Origin of the sequence: Tomitella cavernea, from assembly GCF_016599145.1 — a bacterium.
Taxonomy (GTDB): domain Bacteria; phylum Actinomycetota; class Actinomycetes; order Mycobacteriales; family Mycobacteriaceae; genus Tomitella; species Tomitella cavernae.
Genome location: NZ_JAENKO010000002.1, coordinates 19266 through 37943, shown reverse-complemented (window position 1 = coordinate 37943; position 18678 = coordinate 19266). Strand labels below are relative to the sequence as shown.

The 18678-nt window shown below is 73.4% G+C and carries 19 protein-coding genes; 16 read left to right on the top strand and 3 right to left on the bottom strand.

The features are described from left to right. Nucleotides 1-49 precede the first annotated feature (49 nt). From JJ683_RS01560 to JJ683_RS01530, 7 genes are all read left to right on the top strand, one after another. Nucleotides 50-943, top strand: a complete 894-nt coding sequence (locus tag JJ683_RS01560) for a hypothetical protein (protein ID WP_200170926.1) — start codon at nt 50-52, stop codon at nt 941-943. A gap of 521 nt (nt 944-1464) precedes the next feature. After that, nucleotides 1465-1908: a 50S ribosomal protein L13 gene (rplM, locus tag JJ683_RS01555; RefSeq protein WP_200170925.1), complete on the top strand. Its 444-nt coding sequence runs from the start codon at nt 1465-1467 to the stop codon at nt 1906-1908. Next, nucleotides 1905-2465 carry a 30S ribosomal protein S9 gene (gene rpsI / locus JJ683_RS01550; protein ID WP_372435219.1) on the top strand — a complete coding sequence of 187 codons (561 nt, stop codon included), beginning with the start codon at nt 1905-1907 and terminating at the stop codon, nt 2463-2465. The genes rplM and rpsI overlap by 4 nt, the downstream gene beginning before the upstream one ends. Nucleotides 2466-2653: 188 nt before the next feature. Beyond that, nucleotides 2654-4006, top strand: coding sequence for a phosphoglucosamine mutase (glmM, locus tag JJ683_RS01545; protein ID WP_200170924.1), 1353 nt, complete (start codon nt 2654-2656; stop codon nt 4004-4006). 28 nt (nt 4007-4034) lie between these two features. After that, nucleotides 4035-4418, top strand: coding sequence for a hypothetical protein (locus JJ683_RS01540; RefSeq protein ID WP_200170923.1), 384 nt, complete (start codon nt 4035-4037; stop codon nt 4416-4418). Continuing rightward, nucleotides 4415-4993 carry a hypothetical protein gene (locus tag JJ683_RS01535; RefSeq protein WP_200170922.1) on the top strand — a complete coding sequence of 193 codons (579 nt, stop codon included), beginning with the start codon at nt 4415-4417 and terminating at the stop codon, nt 4991-4993. The genes JJ683_RS01540 and JJ683_RS01535 overlap by 4 nt, the downstream gene beginning before the upstream one ends. After that, a complete protein-coding gene (locus tag JJ683_RS01530) occupies nt 4986-5327 on the top strand; it encodes a hypothetical protein (RefSeq protein WP_200170921.1) in 342 nt (113 codons plus the stop codon). The genes JJ683_RS01535 and JJ683_RS01530 overlap by 8 nt, the downstream gene beginning before the upstream one ends. Nucleotides 5328-5364: 37 nt before the next feature. Here the strand turns inward: JJ683_RS01530 and JJ683_RS01525 are convergent, their stop codons facing one another. Beyond that, on the bottom strand, nt 5365-6312 hold the full coding sequence (locus JJ683_RS01525) for a poly(ethylene terephthalate) hydrolase family protein (RefSeq protein ID WP_200170920.1): 948 nt from the start codon (nt 6310-6312) through the stop codon (nt 5365-5367). Between the two features lie 94 nt (nt 6313-6406). Between JJ683_RS01525 and glmS the strand changes: the two genes are divergently transcribed. The 7 genes from glmS (at nt 6407) to tsaD (ending at nt 13937) form a co-directional block, all read left to right on the top strand. After that, on the top strand, nt 6407-8275 hold the full coding sequence (glmS, locus tag JJ683_RS01520) for a glutamine--fructose-6-phosphate transaminase (isomerizing) (protein ID WP_200170919.1): 1869 nt from the start codon (nt 6407-6409) through the stop codon (nt 8273-8275). 44 nt (nt 8276-8319) lie between these two features. Next, nucleotides 8320-9873 carry a bifunctional ADP-dependent NAD(P)H-hydrate dehydratase/NAD(P)H-hydrate epimerase gene (locus tag JJ683_RS01515; RefSeq protein WP_200170918.1) on the top strand — a complete coding sequence of 518 codons (1554 nt, stop codon included), beginning with the start codon at nt 8320-8322 and terminating at the stop codon, nt 9871-9873. A 49-nt stretch (nt 9874-9922) separates the two neighbouring features. Then, nucleotides 9923-11092 (top strand): alanine racemase, encoded by a 1170-nt coding sequence (gene alr / locus JJ683_RS01510; protein WP_200170917.1) that lies wholly within the window; start codon nt 9923-9925, stop codon nt 11090-11092. Then, a complete protein-coding gene (gene tsaE, locus JJ683_RS01505; protein ID WP_200170916.1) occupies nt 11092-11559 on the top strand; it encodes a tRNA (adenosine(37)-N6)-threonylcarbamoyltransferase complex ATPase subunit type 1 TsaE in 468 nt (155 codons plus the stop codon). The genes alr and tsaE overlap by 1 nt, the downstream gene beginning before the upstream one ends. 88 nt (nt 11560-11647) lie before the next feature. After that, nucleotides 11648-12349, top strand: coding sequence for a tRNA (adenosine(37)-N6)-threonylcarbamoyltransferase complex dimerization subunit type 1 TsaB (tsaB, locus tag JJ683_RS01500; protein ID WP_200170915.1), 702 nt, complete (start codon nt 11648-11650; stop codon nt 12347-12349). Beyond that, nucleotides 12346-12894 (top strand): ribosomal protein S18-alanine N-acetyltransferase, encoded by a 549-nt coding sequence (gene rimI, locus JJ683_RS01495; protein ID WP_372435218.1) that lies wholly within the window; start codon nt 12346-12348, stop codon nt 12892-12894. The genes tsaB and rimI overlap by 4 nt, the downstream gene beginning before the upstream one ends. Then, nucleotides 12891-13937, top strand: a complete 1047-nt coding sequence (gene tsaD, locus JJ683_RS01490) for a tRNA (adenosine(37)-N6)-threonylcarbamoyltransferase complex transferase subunit TsaD (protein ID WP_200170914.1) — start codon at nt 12891-12893, stop codon at nt 13935-13937. The genes rimI and tsaD overlap by 4 nt, the downstream gene beginning before the upstream one ends. A 15-nt stretch (nt 13938-13952) precedes the next feature. Here the strand turns inward: tsaD and JJ683_RS01485 are convergent, their stop codons facing one another. Further along, nucleotides 13953-15707 (bottom strand): TIGR03767 family metallophosphoesterase, encoded by a 1755-nt coding sequence (locus JJ683_RS01485; RefSeq protein WP_307810622.1) that lies wholly within the window; start codon nt 15705-15707, stop codon nt 13953-13955. A 279-nt stretch (nt 15708-15986) separates the two neighbouring features. On the opposite strand from JJ683_RS01485, the gene groES reads away from it, so the two are divergent. Then, nucleotides 15987-16286 carry a co-chaperone GroES gene (groES, locus tag JJ683_RS01480; RefSeq protein ID WP_143906608.1) on the top strand — a complete coding sequence of 100 codons (300 nt, stop codon included), beginning with the start codon at nt 15987-15989 and terminating at the stop codon, nt 16284-16286. A gap of 142 nt (nt 16287-16428) precedes the next feature. Continuing rightward, nucleotides 16429-18039, top strand: a complete 1611-nt coding sequence (gene groL, locus JJ683_RS01475; protein WP_200170912.1) for a chaperonin GroEL — start codon at nt 16429-16431, stop codon at nt 18037-18039. A gap of 113 nt (nt 18040-18152) precedes the next feature. Here groL and JJ683_RS01470 read toward each other — a convergent pair whose 3' ends face one another. After that, nucleotides 18153-18524, bottom strand: coding sequence for a WhiB family transcriptional regulator (locus JJ683_RS01470; RefSeq protein WP_200170911.1), 372 nt, complete (start codon nt 18522-18524; stop codon nt 18153-18155). Between the last annotated feature and the right edge of the window lie 154 nt (nt 18525-18678).

Sequence of the window (18678 nt, the reverse complement as noted above, 5' to 3'; positions counted from 1 at the left end):
AAGGCCGCCGCCGGTGGCCTTCGGTGGGGCGGCTGATGAGGGGGAGACGATGGCGGATTCGGGAGGACGCGAGCGGGGGACGGCGGTGGTGGACATCGGGCCCATCACTGTGCGCGCATGGGCCGATGGGGGTGTCACCCGGCAGCGGGCGGCGGTGCTGCGCACGCGGGAGGGGCTTGCGTACGGGGACGAGGCCGCCCGGCGTTCCGGGACGGATCTGGGTGCCTACGAGTCGGCCCTTCCGTCGGCGTTGGACGAGGAGTACACGGCCCTCGGCGACGCCCTGTTCCGGACCGTGGAACTGTTCCGTGGCCTGCTGCTGCACGTGCTGTCGGCAGTCTCCGTCGATGCCGACGTTCCCGGCCGGGCCGGGGGCGCCGCGCGGGACGGCAGGCGGTGCGTGCCCGCGCGGATCGTGCTGGTGCTTCCGGCCCAGTGGGGAACAATCCGCCGTGGCGTCGTCGAGCGCGCGGCGGCCGCGTTGGCGGACGATGTCCTCACGGTGGGGTCGACGTGGGCGGCGGTCGCCGCCGCGGAGGCCGAGGGGCAGATCCGGCCGGGCGGCACGGTGGGGGTCGTCGAGCAGTGGCCGGACTGTACGGTCTCGTCCGTAGTGGACCGGCCGCCGCAGCGCGGCCCCGTCGCGGGCGGGCGCCGGATTCCCGGCGGGGATCAGGATCGGCCGCCGGAGCACCGGCGCGCCGTGCACGGTGCGGGCGTCGTACTGGGGCGCGCGGGCGCGACCGAACTCCACGACGTTGCCGGCCTGCTCCGCGGGCTGGCGGGACTCAACGGCGGCGTGGCCCCGGACGCGGTGATCGCGGTCCCGCGCGCGGGGTGGGAGTTCGACCGGGCGGTCGGTGCGGCCTCCGGTGCCCGGATCCTCTGCACGGACGGGGACGCGCCTCTGCGCGGTGCGGTGCTTCTGGCACGGGGACTGTAGGCGGGCCCCCGCGGTGCCGGACCGGTGTCGCGACGGTCGCGGAAGAAAGTTCCCACGGGGCGGAACCGGTGCGGACACGCCTGCGTCCTTATCGGTGAGGGGGGCAGCGCGGTGCCCGGGCCGGTGCCGGTCCGGGCACCGACTCGGTCCGATCGTCCCGCGGTTCCGGCGGAGCACACGGGGTGAGGAGGGAGCGGACCGAGGCACCGGCCACACGGTGCTCGCTGTGATCGAGGGGGAGATAGGGGAAAGGCCGGCCGTGGCCTCGTAGAGGGGGACGCGGGGCCACGGTCCCGGCGGCCCGGTGCGGAAGTCGGAGGGGAGGTCCGGCTCCGCATCGGGTCGCCCACGGATGCGAGGACGGCCGCTCGGGGGGCCGCTTTGACGGTACGGACCGGCGGTCGGTATTGTTCTCCGTTGGTGTGTTGCCACGAAGGCCGCCCCCGGGTCTCCACCGGCCGCCGGGGCCGTCCGGCATCCACCCAGGCCGGCAGTTCATTCGACAGACGAGGAACAACCTAGTGTCCACGTACACCCCGAAGGCCGGTGACGTCACCCACCAGTGGTACGTCATCGACGCCACCGATGTGGTGCTCGGACGGCTCGCCAGCAAGGCGGCGACGCTGCTCCGCGGCAAGCACAAGCCCACGTACACCCCCCACGCGGACGGCGGGGACTTCGTCGTCGTCGTCAATGCCGAGAAGGTCGCGCTCACCGGCAAGAAGCTGACGGACAAGCGTAGCTATCGGCACTCCGGCCACCCGGGCGGGCTCAGCTCGCTGTCGGCCGGCGAGATGATCGCCAAGCACCCGGACCGCTTCGTCGAGGACGCGATCAAGGGCATGCTCCCGCACACCAAGCTGGGCCGCGCCATGGCCTCGAAGCTCAAGGTCTACGCGGGCCCCGAGCACCCCCACGCCGCGCAGAAGCCGGTGCCGTTCGAGATCAAGCAGGTGGCCCAGTGACGGCGCCGGAGGAGCAGAACGTGACCAACCCCGAAAACGAAGGCCTGCAGGCCTCCATCGCCGACAGCGTCGAGGTCGTCGACGAGGGCATCGCCGACGAAGGCATCGCCGACGAGGGCTACGAGGTGGCCGAGGAGATCGTCGCGGCGCCGGTCCCGCAGTTGGGCGGCGACCGCCCCGTGCAGACCGTCGGCCGTCGCAAGGAGGCCGTGGCGCGGGTGCGTCTGCAGCCCGGCACCGGCGGGTTCACACTCAACGGGCGGACCATCGAGGACTACTTCCCCAACAAGCTGCACCAGCAGCTGGTGAAGTCCCCGCTGGTGCTCGTCGAGCGCGAGGAGTCCTTCGACATCCACGCGCGTCTGCACGGCGGCGGCCCCTCGGGCCAGGCCGGCGCACTGCGGCTGGCCATCGCGCGCGCCCTTGTGGACGTGCAGCCGGAGGACCGTTCCGCACTCAAGTCCGCGGGCTTCCTCACCCGTGACGCGCGTGCGGTCGAGCGCAAGAAGTACGGCCTGAAGAAGGCCCGCAAGGCTTCGCAGTACTCGAAGCGCTGATGGGCCGACGCCGCCGGCCCCGGGCCGGCGGCGTCCCCGCGCACACCGAGGGCGGGCGTCGGGAACGATCCGGCGCCCGCCCTCGGTTTTCTCGTTCTGCCCTGTACACACATGACCGCGTGGCGGATGACCCATCCGTTGAACCATCACCGCCGGACGGCGACGCCGCGGGAAGGACCTCGACCAACATGTCACGACTCTTCGGCACGGACGGGGTCCGCGGGGAAGCGAACTCCACCTTGACCGCCGACCTCGCGCTGGCACTGGCGGAGGCGGCCTCTGCCGTGCTGGCCGCGCCGTCGTCGGGCGCGGCCCGTCCGGTGGCGGTCCTCGGACGTGATCCGCGCGCCAGCGGCGAGATGCTCGAGGCGGCGGTGAGCGCGGGCCTCGCGGCGTCGGGCGTGGACGTGCTCCGCGTCGGTGTCGTCCCCACGCCTGCTGTCGCGTACCTCACCGCGGCGTACGAGGCTGACATGGGTGTGATGATCTCTGCTTCGCACAATCCGATGCCGGACAACGGCATCAAGATCTTCGGCCGCGGCGGCCACAAGCTGGGCGACGCGTTGGAGGACCGGATCGAGCAGCTTCTGCGTCCCGGCAGCGAGCCGCAGCGCCGCGCGTACCGGCCCACGGGTGCGGCGATCGGCCGGGTGCGAAGCGCGCATGAGGCGCTGGACCGCTATCTGCAGCACCTGGCCGCCGCGGTGGACACGCCGCTGAAGGGCGTGACGGTGGTGGTCGACTGCGCCAATGGCGCCGCCCACCGGGCCGCGCCGCTAGCGTACCGGGCGGCGGGCGCGAAGGTCGTCGCCATCAACGACGAGCCCGACGGCATCAACATCAACGACCGATGCGGCTCCACACACCTGGACGACGTCCGACGCGCGGTGGTGGAGCAGGGCGCCGACCTGGGCCTGGCCCACGACGGCGACGCCGACCGTTGCCTGGCCGTCGACGCGGAGGGGAACGTGGTCGACGGCGACGTGATCATGGCGATCCTGGCCGTGGCCATGCGCGAGGCGGGCGAGTTGTCGGAGGACACGCTGGTGGCGACGGTGATGAGCAACCTGGGCCTGCACTTGGGCATGCAGGCTGCCGGGATCACCGTGCGCACCACCGCGGTGGGCGACAGGTACGTCCTGGAGGAGCTGCGCCGCGGGTCCTACAGCCTGGGCGGGGAGCAGTCGGGGCACGTGGTGCTGCCGGACCACGGCAGCACGGGCGACGGAGTGCTGACCGGGCTCCGGTTGATGGCCCGCATGGCGCAGACCGGCCGCACGCTGGCCGAGCTGACCAAGGTGATGACGGTGCTGCCGCAGGTCCTCGTGAACGTGCGGGTGGACGACAAGAAGGCGGTGGCCGATTCCGCCGCCGTCGGCGAGGCGGTGCGCCGGGCCGAGGCGGAGCTGGCGGGGCGCGGTAGGGTGCTGCTGCGGCCGTCGGGGACGGAGCCGCTGGTGCGGGTCATGGTCGAGGCGGAGGACATCGCCGTCGCCCGCACGCTCGCGGACGCGCTCTCGGATGCGGTGTCCGGCGTGTAGGAGGCGGGCACGGGGGGACGGGGGACGAATGGACGGATCCGGTACGGACGAACGCCGCGGGCGACTCAGTGTGGACCGCGCGGAGGTCGACGCGGTCCTGCGCGCGCTCGGCGCGAGCACGTCGGATGCGCGCGCGGCGGCGGAGGAGTTCACGCGGCCCGCGGCGCCGGGCGTCGCGGAGACCGTCGGCGATCCTGCGCTGGGGCGGATCGACGAGGCGCTACGGCAGTGCCTCGTCGGGGCCCTGCGCGGCGAACAGGACTGGGCGGCCACGGTCGACGCCTGCGCGCAGTACATCCGGCGCACGGTCGGCGCCGCGACGGACGCAGACGCGGAGGTTGCCACGGGATTGCGGTCGGTGGGCGTCGGCGCGTCCGGGCGGAGATCCGACGGGGCGGCGGGGCCGCTGTGACGCCGCGGGGACTTCCGGCAGCGTGGGAGCGCCTTGTCGGGGGCGATGCGGCCCGGCGACCGGACCCGCCGACCACGGCGGAACCCGGTGCGGCGGCGGACCTGCATGCGCTTTGGGAGCGTGCGGCGGGCGCGGATCCGGTGGGGCTCCGGATGCGCGCCGATTGGTGCGACGCCCGGGCGGACGACCTCGACGGCATCGTGCACGCTGGCCGCCCACTCCCGGAAGGGGTGCTCAGGGCGTTGGGCAGCGCAGCGGACACCCCGGCGGATGACCTGGAGGCCGGCTTGCGGTCGCTGGGCCGCCACGCGGACGCGCTGCGGAACGCCGCCGAGGTCTTGCGTGCGGGCGCGGGGGCGGTGGAAACGGTGCGCGCGCGGCACGTCCACGCCCTGACCGCCGTGGAAGACCGTGCGCTGGACGCGGCCCGTGGCGGGGCCGCCGTCGGCCCTGGCGAACTGCGTGCGGCGTTCGCCCGTTCGTGCGCGCAGACCGCGGCGTCGATGCACCGGATCGGCGAGGTCGTGGCCCAGGCGCTGGGCGACGGCCGGAACGCGGGGGACTCCCGTGTTTGAGCAGCGCTTCGACCACATTTGCGCGGACCATGCCCGGGCGATGGAGGCCATTGAACAGAGGATCCGGGAGGTCGTGGCCAAGCGGGACGGCGAGTTGCCTCCGTCCTCCGCGCCACGGCCGGCACCGGCCACTGGCGCCGCGGTGGAGCCCGCGCCCGCCGAAGATCGGGGGCCCGTTGCGGAGCCCGCGCCCACAGGGCAGGAACGCGTCGTGCCGGCGGCCGGTGCGACGCAGGCGGCGGATACGGCGCCGTGGCCGGAGCGCGACGAGGAACAGGCACGGTGCGCCATGTTCCTCGACCCGCGCTGGAACTCGGATCTGCCCTGGGAATGACCCTGGGCTGCAGGGCTGAGGGCGAGCCGGTGCCCGCTCAGCGCCCGGCGAGCGCTCCGAGCATCCGCGCGCGTGCGCTCGGCGGGGCGGGGTCGGCAGGCTCGTCGGCGACCGCAGCCGTGCCGGGCAGCACGGTCGCCTCATCCGTGAAGACGGCGTGCTCCTTGCTGTCGGTGAGGGCGGCCAGCAGAAAGCCGGTCAAGCACGCGCGTGTGGTCGCCTGCAGATGCTTGTCGGAGCCGGGAAGGCCGAAGAACGAGGCGAGCCTGCGGTCCTCGGCGAGCGCGCCGTCCTCCGCGGCGGGGACGATGCGCGTGGTCACCGTGCCGGCCAGGGCGGCGGCCAGCGCCGCGGACTCCGCGGACGCCACGCCGCCCGTCCCCGGCTCGGACAACAGCAGCGCGGGTGCGTGCACCTGGCCGGCCGACGGCAGCGCGGAGGGGCTTGTCGGCGCCGGGAACAGCGCGGTGACCGCGGCGACGGGCCGGCGCGCCGTGGGGTCGAACGGCCGCGCGGGACGCTGGGACTTGCGGCCGGCCCGGGCGCCTTCGGACAGGGCGTCGTCGTCGGCCGCACCGTGACGGCCCGCAGCGAGTACGGCTGCTCCCGCGCCGAATCCGTGCCCCGCCATGGCGACCTTCGCCGGGTGCACGCTGATCTGTCCGGGGCCCAGCCGCACGCTGGTGGCGATGTCCGCGGCGGTGCCGAGATCCTGCGCGAACGACCGGGCGGACGGGACAGCCCCGCACTCCGTCGCCGGGGCGACCACCACGAATCCCCAGGAAGCCACGTGGGCGAGCGTGTCGAGGTATCGGCGCGGGGGTGTGAGCCAACCGTGCCCGAACACCACGGCGGGCAGCCCGAAGCCGGACTCCGGCGTGCACACGACCCCCGGCAGCCCGGCGAACGCCAGGTCGCCGCGCAACACGCGGTGCGGACCGCGCCGGGACAGGGAGCGTGCCATGGACTTCGGTTTGGGTGCCACGTGACGACGGTAACCGATCGGGTGCGCCATGTCGGGACGGCAGCCGTAATCCACCCCCGCGGGCACACGGGGGTGGCACGTATCCTTATGCACTATGTGCGGAATCGTGGGGTACGTGGGCGCCAAGCCCGCCCTCGGAGTGGTCGTGGAAGCGCTCCGTCGGATGGAGTATCGGGGTTACGACTCGGCCGGGGTGGCCATCCTCGACGGGGACGGGAGCCTGGCAGTGGAGCGGCGGGCGGGGAGGCTGGCCAACCTGGAGGACGCCCTGGCCGCGGCCGGAGACGGCGACTTCGCCGGGCATGCGGGCATCGGGCATACGCGGTGGGCCACCCACGGGCGGCCCACGGACCGGAACGCACACCCGCACACCGACGCCACCGGGCGCTTCGCGGTGGTGCACAACGGGATCATCGAGAACTTCGCGGCGCTGCGCGCCGAGCTCGAGGACCTGGGCGTGGACCTGTGCAGCGACACCGACACCGAGGTGGCGGCGCACATGATCGCCATCGAATACGCGGACGGCCCGCACGCGGGGGACTTCGTAGGCAGCGCACTCGCGGTGCTGCGCCGGCTGGAGGGGGCGTTCACGCTGGTGTTCACCCACGCAGGTGAACCGGACACCATCGTCGCAGCCCGCAGGTCCACGCCGCTGGTGGTGGGCGTGGGCGAGGGCGAAATGTTCATCGGCTCCGACGTGGCCGCATTCATCGAGCACACCCGCGAGGCGGTGGAGCTGGGCCAGGATCAGGCCGTGGTCATCACCGCCGACGGCTACGAGGTCACCGATTTCCACGGCGCGGACGCGTCGGACCGCACCCGGCCGTTCACCATCGACTGGGACCTGGACGCCGCCGAGAAGGGCGGCCACGAATACTTCATGCTCAAGGAGATCCAGGAGCAGCCGGCGGCCGTCGCGGACACTCTGCGCGGGCACTTCATCGACGGCCGGATCGTGCTGGACGAGCAGCGCCTGTCCGACCAAGAGCTCCGCGACGTCGACAAGATCTTCGTCGTGGCCTGCGGCACCGCCTACCACTCCGGGCTGGTCGCAAAGTACGCCATCGAGCACTGGACCCGGCTGCCGGTCGAGGTGGAGCTGGCCAGCGAGTTCCGCTACCGTGACCCGGTGCTCGACCGGTCCACGCTCGTGGTCGCCATCTCGCAGTCGGGCGAGACGGCCGACACCCTCGAAGCCGTGCGGCATGCGAAGGACCAGAAGGCGCGCGTGCTGGCGGTGTGCAACACCAATGGGGCGCAGATCCCCCGCGAGGCGGACGCGGTGCTCTACACCCGGGCCGGGCCGGAGATCGGCGTCGCCTCCACCAAGTGCTTCCTGGCGCAGCTGGCCGCGAACTATCTGGTGGGTCTGGCGCTGGCACAGGCGCGCGGCACCAAATACCAGGACGAGGTGGCGCGCGAGTACGAGGCGCTCGAGGCGATGCCCGCGCTGATCGAGCGCGTTCTGCAGACGGTCGAGCCGGTGCGGCGCCTGGGCCGCGACATCGCGCAGGCCCCAGCGGTGCTCTTCGTGGGCCGCCACGTGGGCTACCCGGTGGCGCTCGAGGGTGCGCTCAAGCTCAAGGAGCTCGCCTACATGCACGCCGAGGGGTTCGCCGCGGGGGAGCTCAAGCACGGGCCCATCGCGCTGCTGGAGGACGGGCTGCCGGTCTTCGTCGTCATGCCCTCGCCGAAAGGCCGGGCGGTGCTGCACTCGAAGATGCTCAGCAACATCCGCGAGATCCAGGCCCGCGGCGCACGCACCCTGGTGATCGCCGAGGAGGGCGACGACACGGTGCGGCCCTACGCGGACCACCTCATCGAGATACCCCCGTCCTCGACGTTGCTGCAACCGCTTCTGTCGACGGTGCCCCTGCAGGCTTTCGCAGCCGAGGTGGCGAAGGCGCGCGGGTATGACGTGGACAAGCCGCGCAACCTGGCGAAGTCGGTGACGGTGGAGTAGGCCGTCGAGGCCCGAGGGATCCGCCCGGAGGAGGCACGGCAAGTATGCGCGAGTTCCACAGTGTCGACGCGGTGCGCGCGGCGGAGGCGCCGCTGCTGGCCTCTTTACCGGAGGGTGCCCTGATGCGGCGCGCGGCCTACGGGCTGGCGCGCATCGCTGCGGCCGAGCTGACGCGGAACCGCGGCGGCGTCGCCGGCAGGGCGGTGCTCGTGCTCGCCGGGTCGGGCGACAATGGCGGCGACGCGCTGTTCGCCGGGGCGCAGCTGTGCCGGCGTGGTGCGGCCGTGACCGCGGTGCTGATGAAGCCGGAGCGGGCGCACGCGGCAGGGCTGGCGGATTTGCGCGCGGCCGGTGGCGTCGCGGTGGCGGCGGCGGGCGTGCTCGAAGGTCGGGTGCGCGGGTCCGCGGCGGCGTCCGTCGCCGGCCCCGACCTGGTCCTGGACGGCATCGTGGGGATCTCCGGACGCGCCGGGTTGCGGCCCGACGCGGCGGAGCTCGTCGCGCGCCTCGCGGCGGCGCCGCGGCGGCCGGTGTTCGTGGCCGCGGACCTGCCCAGCGGCGTCGACCCGCAGACGGGGGGGACCGACGGGCCCGCAGTGCAGGCGGATGTCACGGCGGCGTTCGGGGCGTGCAAACCCGTGCACGTGCTCGGGGCGCGGTGGTGCGGCCGGGTGGTGGAGGTGCCCATCGGACTCGCGCTCGGCGCGCCGGAGCTGCGCCAGTGCGGCGACTCCGACGCGGGGCGCTTGTGGCCGGTCCCCGGCGCGGACGATGACAAGTACACCGGGGGCGTGACGGGCGTGGTGGCAGGCTCGGAGGCGTATCCGGGGGCCGCGGTGCTGTGCACGGGGGCCGTGGTGGCGGCGACGTCGGCGATGGTGCGGTACGCCGGCAGCGGACGCGAGGCGGTGCTGGCGGCGTGGCCCGAGGTCGTTGCCACCGGCACCGTCGCAGAAGCGGGCCGCGTGCAGGCGTGGGCCGTGGGGCCCGGAATGGGGCTCGACGAGGAGGCCGAAGAGCGGCTGCGGACGGTGCTGGGCGCCGACGTGCCCGCGGTGGTGGACGCCGACGCGCTGACCCTTCTCGCCCGGCATCCGGGGTGGGTGCGCGAACGTACTGCGCCGACCGTGCTCACGCCGCATGAGGGGGAGTTCGCACGCCTGACCGGCGGGCCCGTGCCGGCCGACAGGCTCGCCGCGGTGCGGGCGCTGGCGGCCGATCTGGGCGCCACGGTGCTGCTCAAGGGGAACGTCACGCTCATCAGTGCTCCCGGCGGTGAGGCGTACGCCGAGCACTCGGGGCACGCATGGGCCGCGACGGCCGGCTCGGGCGACGTCCTCACCGGCATCATCGGCGCGCTGCTCGCGGCCGGGCTCGACCCGGCGTTCGCATGCGCCGCGGCGGCACGAGTGCACTCGACGGCGGCGGGACTGGCGGCACGGGGACACTGCGTCGCGTGGAGGAACGACGCCGCGAGCGGCGGCGGGGCCGGCGCGCCTGTATCGGCCTCGGCGGTGCTGGCGTGCGTGAGCGCGGCGGTGCGAGTGGTCAGGTCGGAAGTTCCGGAGGATCACGGAACCGGATCGACGCACGCGTGAGGCCGCGTGGCGGTGGGCGCGTACCGCGCCAGTGGCAGAATCCGAGACTATGACCGGCCAGTCCCAGCCCAGCCCAGCCCAGCCCCGGCCCCCGCGGCCGCAGGCGCTCGCGACCATCGACCATGACGCGCTCGCCCACAACGTCGGCGTGATCCGCGAATGTGCCGGAGACACCCCGGTCATGGCCGTCGTCAAGGCCGACGGTTACGGGCACGGCGCCGCGGAGGTGGCCCGCACGATGCTGGCGGAGGGGGTGCGCGAGCTGGGCGTGTGCACACTCTCCGAGGCGCTGGGCCTGCGTGCCGCGGGAATCACCGCGCCGATCCTGTCGTGGCTGCACGCGCACGACGCCGACTTCGCGCCTGCGATCGCAGCGGGGGTGGAGCTGGCGGTGTCGACCCGCCGGCACCTGGCCGCCGTGGTGGACGGCGCGCGCCGCGCCGGGGCGCCGGCGGTGCTGACGATCAAGGTGGACACCGGGCTCAACCGCAACGGCGTGAACGTGGACGACTGGCCGGGCCTGCTCGAGGCGGCCACCGCGGCGCAGCGGGCCGGCGACGTCCGGCTGCGCGGCATCTTCACGCACTTCGCGCGCGCCGACGAGCCCGATCATCCCGTCATCGACATCCAGGCCGCGCGTCTGAAGGAGATGGTCGACCAGGCGTGCGCCGCCGGCCTCGAACCGGAGGTCGTGCACGCGGCCAACTCCGCCGCCACCCTCACCCGCCCGGATCTGCGGTTCGACATGGTCCGGCCGGGGATCGCGCTCTACGGGCTGTCGCCGATGCCCGAGGTGTCCGACTTCGGGCTGCGCCCGGTGATGCGGCTCTCCGGCCGGTTCGTCAACGTCAAGACGGTGCGCGAGGGGGAGGGGGTGTCCTACGGGCACACCTGGACCGCCCCGCACGACACGACCGTCGGCGTGCTGCCGCTGGGCTACGCCGACGGCATCCCCCGGACGCTCAGCGGACGGTTCGACGTGGCGGTGGGCGGCGAGCGGCGGCCCGCCGTGGGCCGGGTGTGCATGGACCAGTTCGTGGTGGATCTGGGTCTTGGCTCGGGCGTGGAGGTCGGCGACGAGGCGGTGATCTTCGGCGACCCGCGCCGCGGCGAGCCGCACGCCCAGGAATGGGCCGACGCGCTCGGCACCATCCACTACGAGGTGGTCACCGGGGTGAAGGGGCGCGTGCAGCGCCGCTACGTCGGGGGCCGGGGCTGATGCCGCGGCGCACGCTGGTCGCGGCCTCCGACACGGAGGACTTCGGGGCGGAGCTCGCCACGAAGCTCACCGCCGGCGACCTGGTGATCCTCGACGGGCCGCTGGGAGCGGGCAAGACGGTGCTCGCCCGCGGAATCGCCCGGGGACTCGGCGCGCAGGGACCGGTGACGTCCCCGACGTACGTGATCGCCCGCGTGCACCCGGCGGGCGGGGGGCGTCCGGGCGGCGGGGCCGCGACGGCGATGGTGCACGTGGACGCCTACCGGCTGGGGGACGGCCCCGCGGCGCTCGACGAGCTGGACGCTCTCGACCTCGACACCGACTTGGACGATTCCGTGGTGGTCGTCGAATGGGGCGCGGGCCTCGCGGAAAGGCTCGCCGATCATCACGTGGTGGTGCGGCTGTGGCGCGACCCGGACACGGACGTGCGCTCCGCGGAGTGGGAGCGCCGCGCCGGAAGCGTGTGACTTCCACGCGGTGACTCCCGCACAGTGACGGCAGTGTGGTGGCGGGCCGCGTGTTCCGCGTTTGCGCAGGTCGGTACGATGGGGGACCGTGCTTGTTCTCACCGTCGACACCTCCACGCCCGCCGTCACCGCCGGGCTCGTGCGCCTGGACGATGCGGCCGCCGCGACCGTCGCCGTGCGGGTGACCAGCGACGCGCGCGCACATGCCGAGGTGCTCACCCCCCAGATCCTGCAGTGTCTGCGGGAGGCGGGCGCCACGCCGACGGACCTGGGCGCCGTCGTCGTCGGCGCCGGGCCCGGGCCGTTCACGGGGCTGCGGGTAGGGATGGCGACGGCGGCCGCCTTCGGCGACGCGCTCGCCATCCCGGTGCACGGGGTGTGCAGCCTCGACGCCATCGCCGCGCAGGCACGTGCCGATGCGGAGGGGGCCGACGCGGCGGCGGCCGCAGCCGTTGCGGAGGATTTTCTGGTGGTCACCGACGCGCGGCGGCGCGAGGTGTATTGGGCGCGGTACCGGGGCGTCGATCGGGTCGAGGGGCCGGGGGTGGCCGCGCCGGCCGACGTCGCCGTCGGCGCGGCGGGTGCCGCGGCCGGATCGCCGGACCATGTAGCGGCGGTGGGGCTGCCGGTGCTCGCCCCCGCCTCGCCGACGCCGTGGGGGCTCGTGGCGGTCGCGGCGGACCTGCTCGCGGGGGGTGTGGAGCCCGCGTCGCTGGAACCGCTTTACCTGCGTCGGCCCGACGCCGCGGAGCCCAGGCCTCGGGTGCCGGCGGCGCAGGTTCGCGCGTGAACGCGCACGGCGGAGGCGACGAGACCGGCGGCGACGGGGCAGCCGGGATCACCGTCGGCCCGCTCGAGTTCGCCGACGCCCACTCGTGTGCCGCACTGGAGCGGCTGTTGTTCGCAGGGGAGAGCCCGTGGCCCGCGGCCGCGTTCGCCGAGGAGCTGCGTGCGCCGCACACCAGGTTCTTTGCGGCGCGCCGGAGCTGCCCGCAGCGTCGGCGCCCGTGGCTGGTGGGCTATGCGGGCATCGCGCTGCTCGGCGGCGCGGAGCCCGAGGCGGAGGTGCACACTATCGGCGTCGACCCGAAGGTCCAGGGCCGCGGAATCGGGCGCAGACTGATGGCGCTCCTGCTGGCCGAGGCCGACGCGCACGGCGGGCCGGTGTTCCTCGACGTGCGCACCGACAACGAGCCGGCGATCGCGCTGTACCGGAGCGAGGGCTTCGAGAACATCGGGATGCGCCCGCGCTACTACCAGCCCAGCGGGGCGGACGCGTACGTGATGCGCAGGCGCGCGGCGGAGGACACGGACGGCAAGGAGGCTGCGCGGTGATCGTCATGGGTATCGAGAGCTCGTGCGACGAGACGGGCGTCGGCATCGTGCGCCTGGGGGCGGGTGCCGACGGCGCCGCGCGTGTGGAGCTGCTGGCGGACGAGGTGGCCAGCAGCGTCGGCGAGCACGTCCGCTTCGGCGGGGTGGTGCCGGAGATCGCCTCGCGGGCGCACCTGCAGGCGATGGTGCCGACGATGCGCAGGGCGCTCGCCGCCGCCGGCGTGGACCGGCCCGACGCGGTGGCCGCCACGGTGGGCCCCGGGCTCGCGGGCGCGCTGCTGGTGGGGGCGGCGGCGGCCAAGGCCTACGCGGCGGCGTGGGGCGTGCCGTTCTACGGGATCAACCACCTGGGCGGGCACGTGGCCGTCGACGCCCTCGAGCACGGTCCGCTGCCCCGGGCCGTGGCGCTGCTGGTGTCCGGCGGACACACGCAGCTGCTGTTGGTGGACGGCCTCGGCGCGCCGATCGTCGAGCTCGGCTCCACCGTGGACGACGCGGCGGGCGAGGCGTACGACAAGGTGGCGCGCCTGCTGGGGCTCGGCTACCCGGGCGGCCCCGCGATAGACAGGCTGGCCCGTGCGGGTGATCCGTGTGCCATCTCGTTCCCACGCGGCATGACGGGGCCGCGCGACGCCCGGCACGCCTTCTCCTTCTCCGGCCTCAAGACCGCCGTGGCGCGGTACGTGGAGCAGTGCGAGCGGGACGGCCGCCCGGTGCCGGCCGCCGATGTGGCGGCCGGCTTCCAGGAGGCGGTGGCCGACGTGCTGACGTTGAAGGCCGTGCGCGCGTGCGTGGACGAGGGTGTCGGCACGCTGCTCATCGGCGGCGGGGTGGCCGCCAACTCGCGGGTGCGGGCGCTGGCGGAGGAGCGGTGCGCCGCGGCGGGCATCGCGCTGAGGGTGCCGCGGCCGCGGCTGTGCACCGACAACGGCGCGATGATCGCCTCGCTGGGCGCCCACCTCATCGCCGCGGGCGCCGCGCCGTCCCCGCTGGGCATCTCCACCGACCCGGGCTTGCCGGTGCAGACCAGCCAGGTCAGGTGAGGCGGGCGTGCGCCGTCACGCGAACGGCGACGCGAGCAGCATCTCGACATTGTGGTCGGCCGGGCCGCCCATGTTGTCCGGGTCCTTGTTGACGTCGTTGTAGGACAGTTCGCGATACAGCGACGCCAGTCCCAGCGGGGAGAGGTCGTCGTAGGGCAGCTGGTAGGGGGCGTCCGATTCGATGAGGGTCGCCAGCAGCGACAGCGTGCCGTCGGTGTTGTCCACCACCTCGATGACGCGCGCGTACTGCGGGAAATCGATGTGCGAGGCCGTATTGACCTCCCAGAAGCTTTGCCGTGCGGTGGCCCCCGGATGCGGGGTGATCCTGTTGGCGTGCGTGTGGCCGTTCACCCAGGCGCACACGTTCGGGAAGCGGTGCAGCAGGGCCACCAGCTCAGCGCCGGAGTGGCGCGGCTCCGCAGGATTCTCCGGGTCGGGGATGAGCAGTCCCGTCGTATCGCTGGTGTGGTGGCTGAACAGGATGAACAGGGTGTCGTCGGCGCCGGTGCGCACCTCGCGTCCGGCGCCGTCGAAGTACCGGCTGCTGCCGGCAGCGAGGGTCTGTTCGATCCAGCGGAGCTGCGCGTCGCCGAACGAGCCGTCGACGAATCCGGCCCGGTTGGTGGAATCCATGCTGATGCCGACGACCCCGGGGGCGATCTCGAAGCTGTAGTAGCCGATGCCGGTCTCGGGTGCGTCGGCGGCGAAGCCGTGGCCGTGGGGGCCCGGGCCCAGGTGGCGGGGGTCGAAGTGCGCGGCCATGAACTGGCGCGGAGTGAAGGGCGCGCGGCGTTCGTCGGGGGTGACGATGCGCGCGGGGTTGGTCATCTGCGCGACGAGCCCGGGCACGGCGGCAGGGTCGGTGCGCAGCGCCTGTTGGAGCCGCTCTGCCTCCGCCGCCGAGCCGGGCGCGCCGAGTTTGAGGTTGCTCGTGTAGAGGTCGGTGATCGGCGGTATACCGCTGGGGGCGGTGCCGATGACGGAGTCGTCGTGGTTGCCGAACACCGCGAACCACGGCACTGACAGCCCGGGACTGGACATCGGCGCCAGCGCCGCGTCGAAGTAGCCGTCGAGGACGGGGAACCCGGCGCGCTTGAAGCTGTCGGTATGCCGGGACTCGGGGTTCCAGTACAGGTCGAAGCCGGAGTCCTGGGTGCCCTCGTACCGGTGCGGGTCGCCGGTGTTCGGCGTGAACCGGCCGCCGCTGAGCGCCGTGAGGTACCAGTCCAGTTCCACGTGTTCGTGGTTGTCGGTGTTGTCGCCGGTGGTGACGACCGCGTCGAACCGGCGGCCCGAGTGCGGCCCGCCGGTCAGCGCGTTGATGCGGCCGACGAGCGAGGTGAGCCCCTGCGTGGTGAGCAGGTCCTGGGGGCGGGACGCTGAGCCGATGAGCGGGTGCACGAACTCGACGCGCACCGGCGATTGGGCGTCGAGGATGTGCATGTCGGTCATCTGGACAAGGGAGGCGAGCGCGCGGCGGCGGTCGGCCCGCGCCGCGCGTGCGGGTGCGAGCTCGGTGCGCACGATCACCGGGTACCCGGGCCCGGCGGTGAGGCGCTGATACCCGTGCGGCCCGGCGGGCGCCGCGACGGCCTCGAGCGTGGTGCCGGCCGTCGACCCGGCCAGGGCGTCGGCGCGGGCGGTGGCCGGGGTCCAGAATCCGCCGCCGGCGCGTCCGGGGGCGGCGGCACCGAGCAGGTTCAGTGTGAGGGCCCCGCCCAGGCCTGCGCCCGCGCCGGCCAGGAACTTTCTGCGATTCACCGTGGTCACGGTCATCATCCTATGTGACCTGGACGACTATCCGGAACGGGGAGGCGGGCCGCCGTGCGCCGGCCGCCGCGGGCCCGCTGCGCGCGGCCGCTCCCCGGCGAGCACTGGGAAGGGTTGAGCGCTGGCACTCGCATGTATAGAGTGCTAGTTGGTACCGAAGCGGTTCCGGCACCCGCGACGACGGGACTGCGTGACGCACCGATCCGACTACATTCGATCCGCGCCCGGCGGGGGACGACCCCACGGGTGTGTATGACCACTGAAAGTGGAGGGCTCATCGTGGCGAGCGTGAACATCAAGCCGCTCGAGGACCGGATCCTCGTCAAGACCAACGAGGCGGAGACGACGACCGCCTCCGGCCTGGTCATCCCGGACACGGCGAAGGAGAAGCCCCAGGAGGGCACCGTCATCGCCGTGGGCCCCGGACGCTGGGACGACGAGGGCGAGAACCGCATCCCCGTCGACGTCTCGGAGGGCGACACCGTCGTCTACAGCAAGTACGGCGGCACCGAGATCAACTACAAGGGCGAGGACTACCTCATCCTGTCGGCGCGCGACGTCCTCGCGGTCATCGGCTAGCAGTTCCCCCGGGCGTCGGCCCGTACCGCAACGCGGTCCGGACCGGACCCTGTGACACGACCCGCCCCGGAGGCGCCGCCCATGCGACGGCCCCGGGGCGGGCGCGTATCAGCGAACTGCCGAGAAGATCCGGAGGAGAGCCATGGCAAAGCAGATTGAGTACAACGAGCAAGCACGGAACGCCATCGAGCGCGGGGTGGACCAGCTCGCCGACGCAGTGAAGGTGACGCTGGGCCCGCGTGGCAGGAACGCGGTGCTCGCCAAGGCGTTCGGCGGCCCCACCATCACCAACGACGGCGTGTCGGTAGCGCGCGAGATCGAGCTGGAGGACCCGTTCGAGAATCTGGGCGCCCAGCTGGTCAAGTCGGTCGCCACCAAGACCAACGACGTGGCCGGCGACGGCACCACCACGGCGACGGTGCTGGGCCGGGCGATCGTGTCCGGCGGCATCCGGAACCTGGCGGCCGGCGCGAACCCGGTGGCCCTGGGCGCCGGGGTCGCGCGCGCCGCGGAGCACGTCACGCAGGCGCTGCTGAGCGCCGCTCGCCCCGTGGAGGGCAAGGACGCGATCGCGAAGGTCGCCACCGTCTCCTCGCGTGACGAGGAGATCGGCACGATGGTGGGCGAGGCGATGACTGTGGTCGGCGCCGACGGTGTCGTCACCGTCGAAGAGTCCGGCACCATCGACACCGAACTGCAGGTGACCGAGGGCGTTCAGTTCGACAAGGGATTCCTGTCCCCGTACTTCGTCACGGACGTCGAGGAGCAGGAGGCGGTGCTCGAGAACGCGCACATCCTGCTGTTCCGTGAGAAGATCAGCTCGCTGCCGGACCTGCTTCCGCTGCTCGAGAAGGTCGTCGAGAGCGGCCGGCCGCTGCTGATCATCGCGGAGGACGTCGAGGGCGAGGCGCTTTCGACGCTCGTCGTCAACGCGCTGCGCAAGTCGCTCAAGGCCGTCGCGGTGAAGGCACCGTTCTTCGGCGAGCGCCGTAAGTCATTCCTCGACGATCTCGCGATCGTCACCGACGGCCAGGTGATCACCGCCGATGTGGGCCTGACGCTGCAGTCGGCGGAGCTGTCGATGCTGGGCACGGCCCGTCGCGTGGTGGTGACGAAGAACGACACGACCATCGTCGACGGCGCCGGCGGCAAGGACGAGGTGGACAAGCGGGTGGCGCAGCTGCGCGGGGAGATCGACTCCTCCGACTCCGAGTGGGACCGCGAGAAGCTCGCCGAGCGCGTGGCGAAGCTCGCGGGCGGCGTCGCCGTGATCCGCGTGGGCGCGGCCACCGAGACCGAGCTCAAGGAGCGCAAGCACCGCGTGGAGGACGCGGTGGCCGCGGCCAAGGCGGCCGTCGAAGAGGGCGTCGTCCCCGGAGGCGGCACCGCACTGGTCACGGCCGCGGCGGGGCTGGCCGACCTGGCCGCGTCCGCGACGGGCGACGAGGCCGTGGGGATCGAGCTGGTGCGCACCGCACTGCGGGCCCCGCTCTACTGGATCGCCGCGAACGCGGGGGTCGACGGGTCCGTGGTCGTGGAGAGGGTCGCGGGGCTGCCGGTCGGCCACGGCTTCAACGCCGCGACGCTCGAATACGGCGACCTGGTCGCCGACGGCGTCATCGACCCCGTGAAGGTCACCCGCTCGGCGGTGGAGAACGCGGCCTCGGTGGGCCGGATGGTGCTCACCACCGAGGGCGCGGTTGTGGACAAGCCTGAGGAGGACGACGGCGCTGAGGCAGGTCACCAGCACTGACGCCGGCAGCCGCCGACGAGGCGGGACGGCCGTGGCCCGCGGGCACCGCATCGGTGCCCGCGGGCCACGGCCTTTTCGGACGGGGTTTCGGCTGCGTCGAGGGTTCCAGCCGTTCAGGAAGCAGTGCTGCGGAGCGCTGCGGCCGCGTGCTCGTCGGCGTGGGCGGCGCGGCGCCCCGCCGCTGCGGCGGGACGGCCGGAGCGGGTGCGTCCGCGCTCCTTGATGATCGACAGGCGTTCGGACTCCGACAGCCCGCCCCAGACGCCGTACGGCTCGGCCAGCGCCAGTGCGTGCTCGCGGCAGCTGACCAGAACCGGGCACTGCGCACACAACTGCTTGGCGCGCTGCTCCCGGGCGGTGCGGGCGTGGCCGCGTTCGCCGTCGGGATGGAAGAACACCGACGAGTCGACGCCCCGGCACAGGCCCTGCTGTTGCCAGTCCCAGTCGTCGACGAGAGGACAGGGGATGGCGTGTGGGCGGCTCATGGCACCTCCGTCGGGGATCGGTCCGGGTGGTTCTGCTGCGCGCGGTCCGGCCGGAGTCCGGGGGCGCCGGGCGTGACGCGTGGCACTGCTTCGTCGGGCGTGTTGCCACTCTAAGCACGTACGGAAAATCGTGTCAAACGAGTGTGTGTCACTC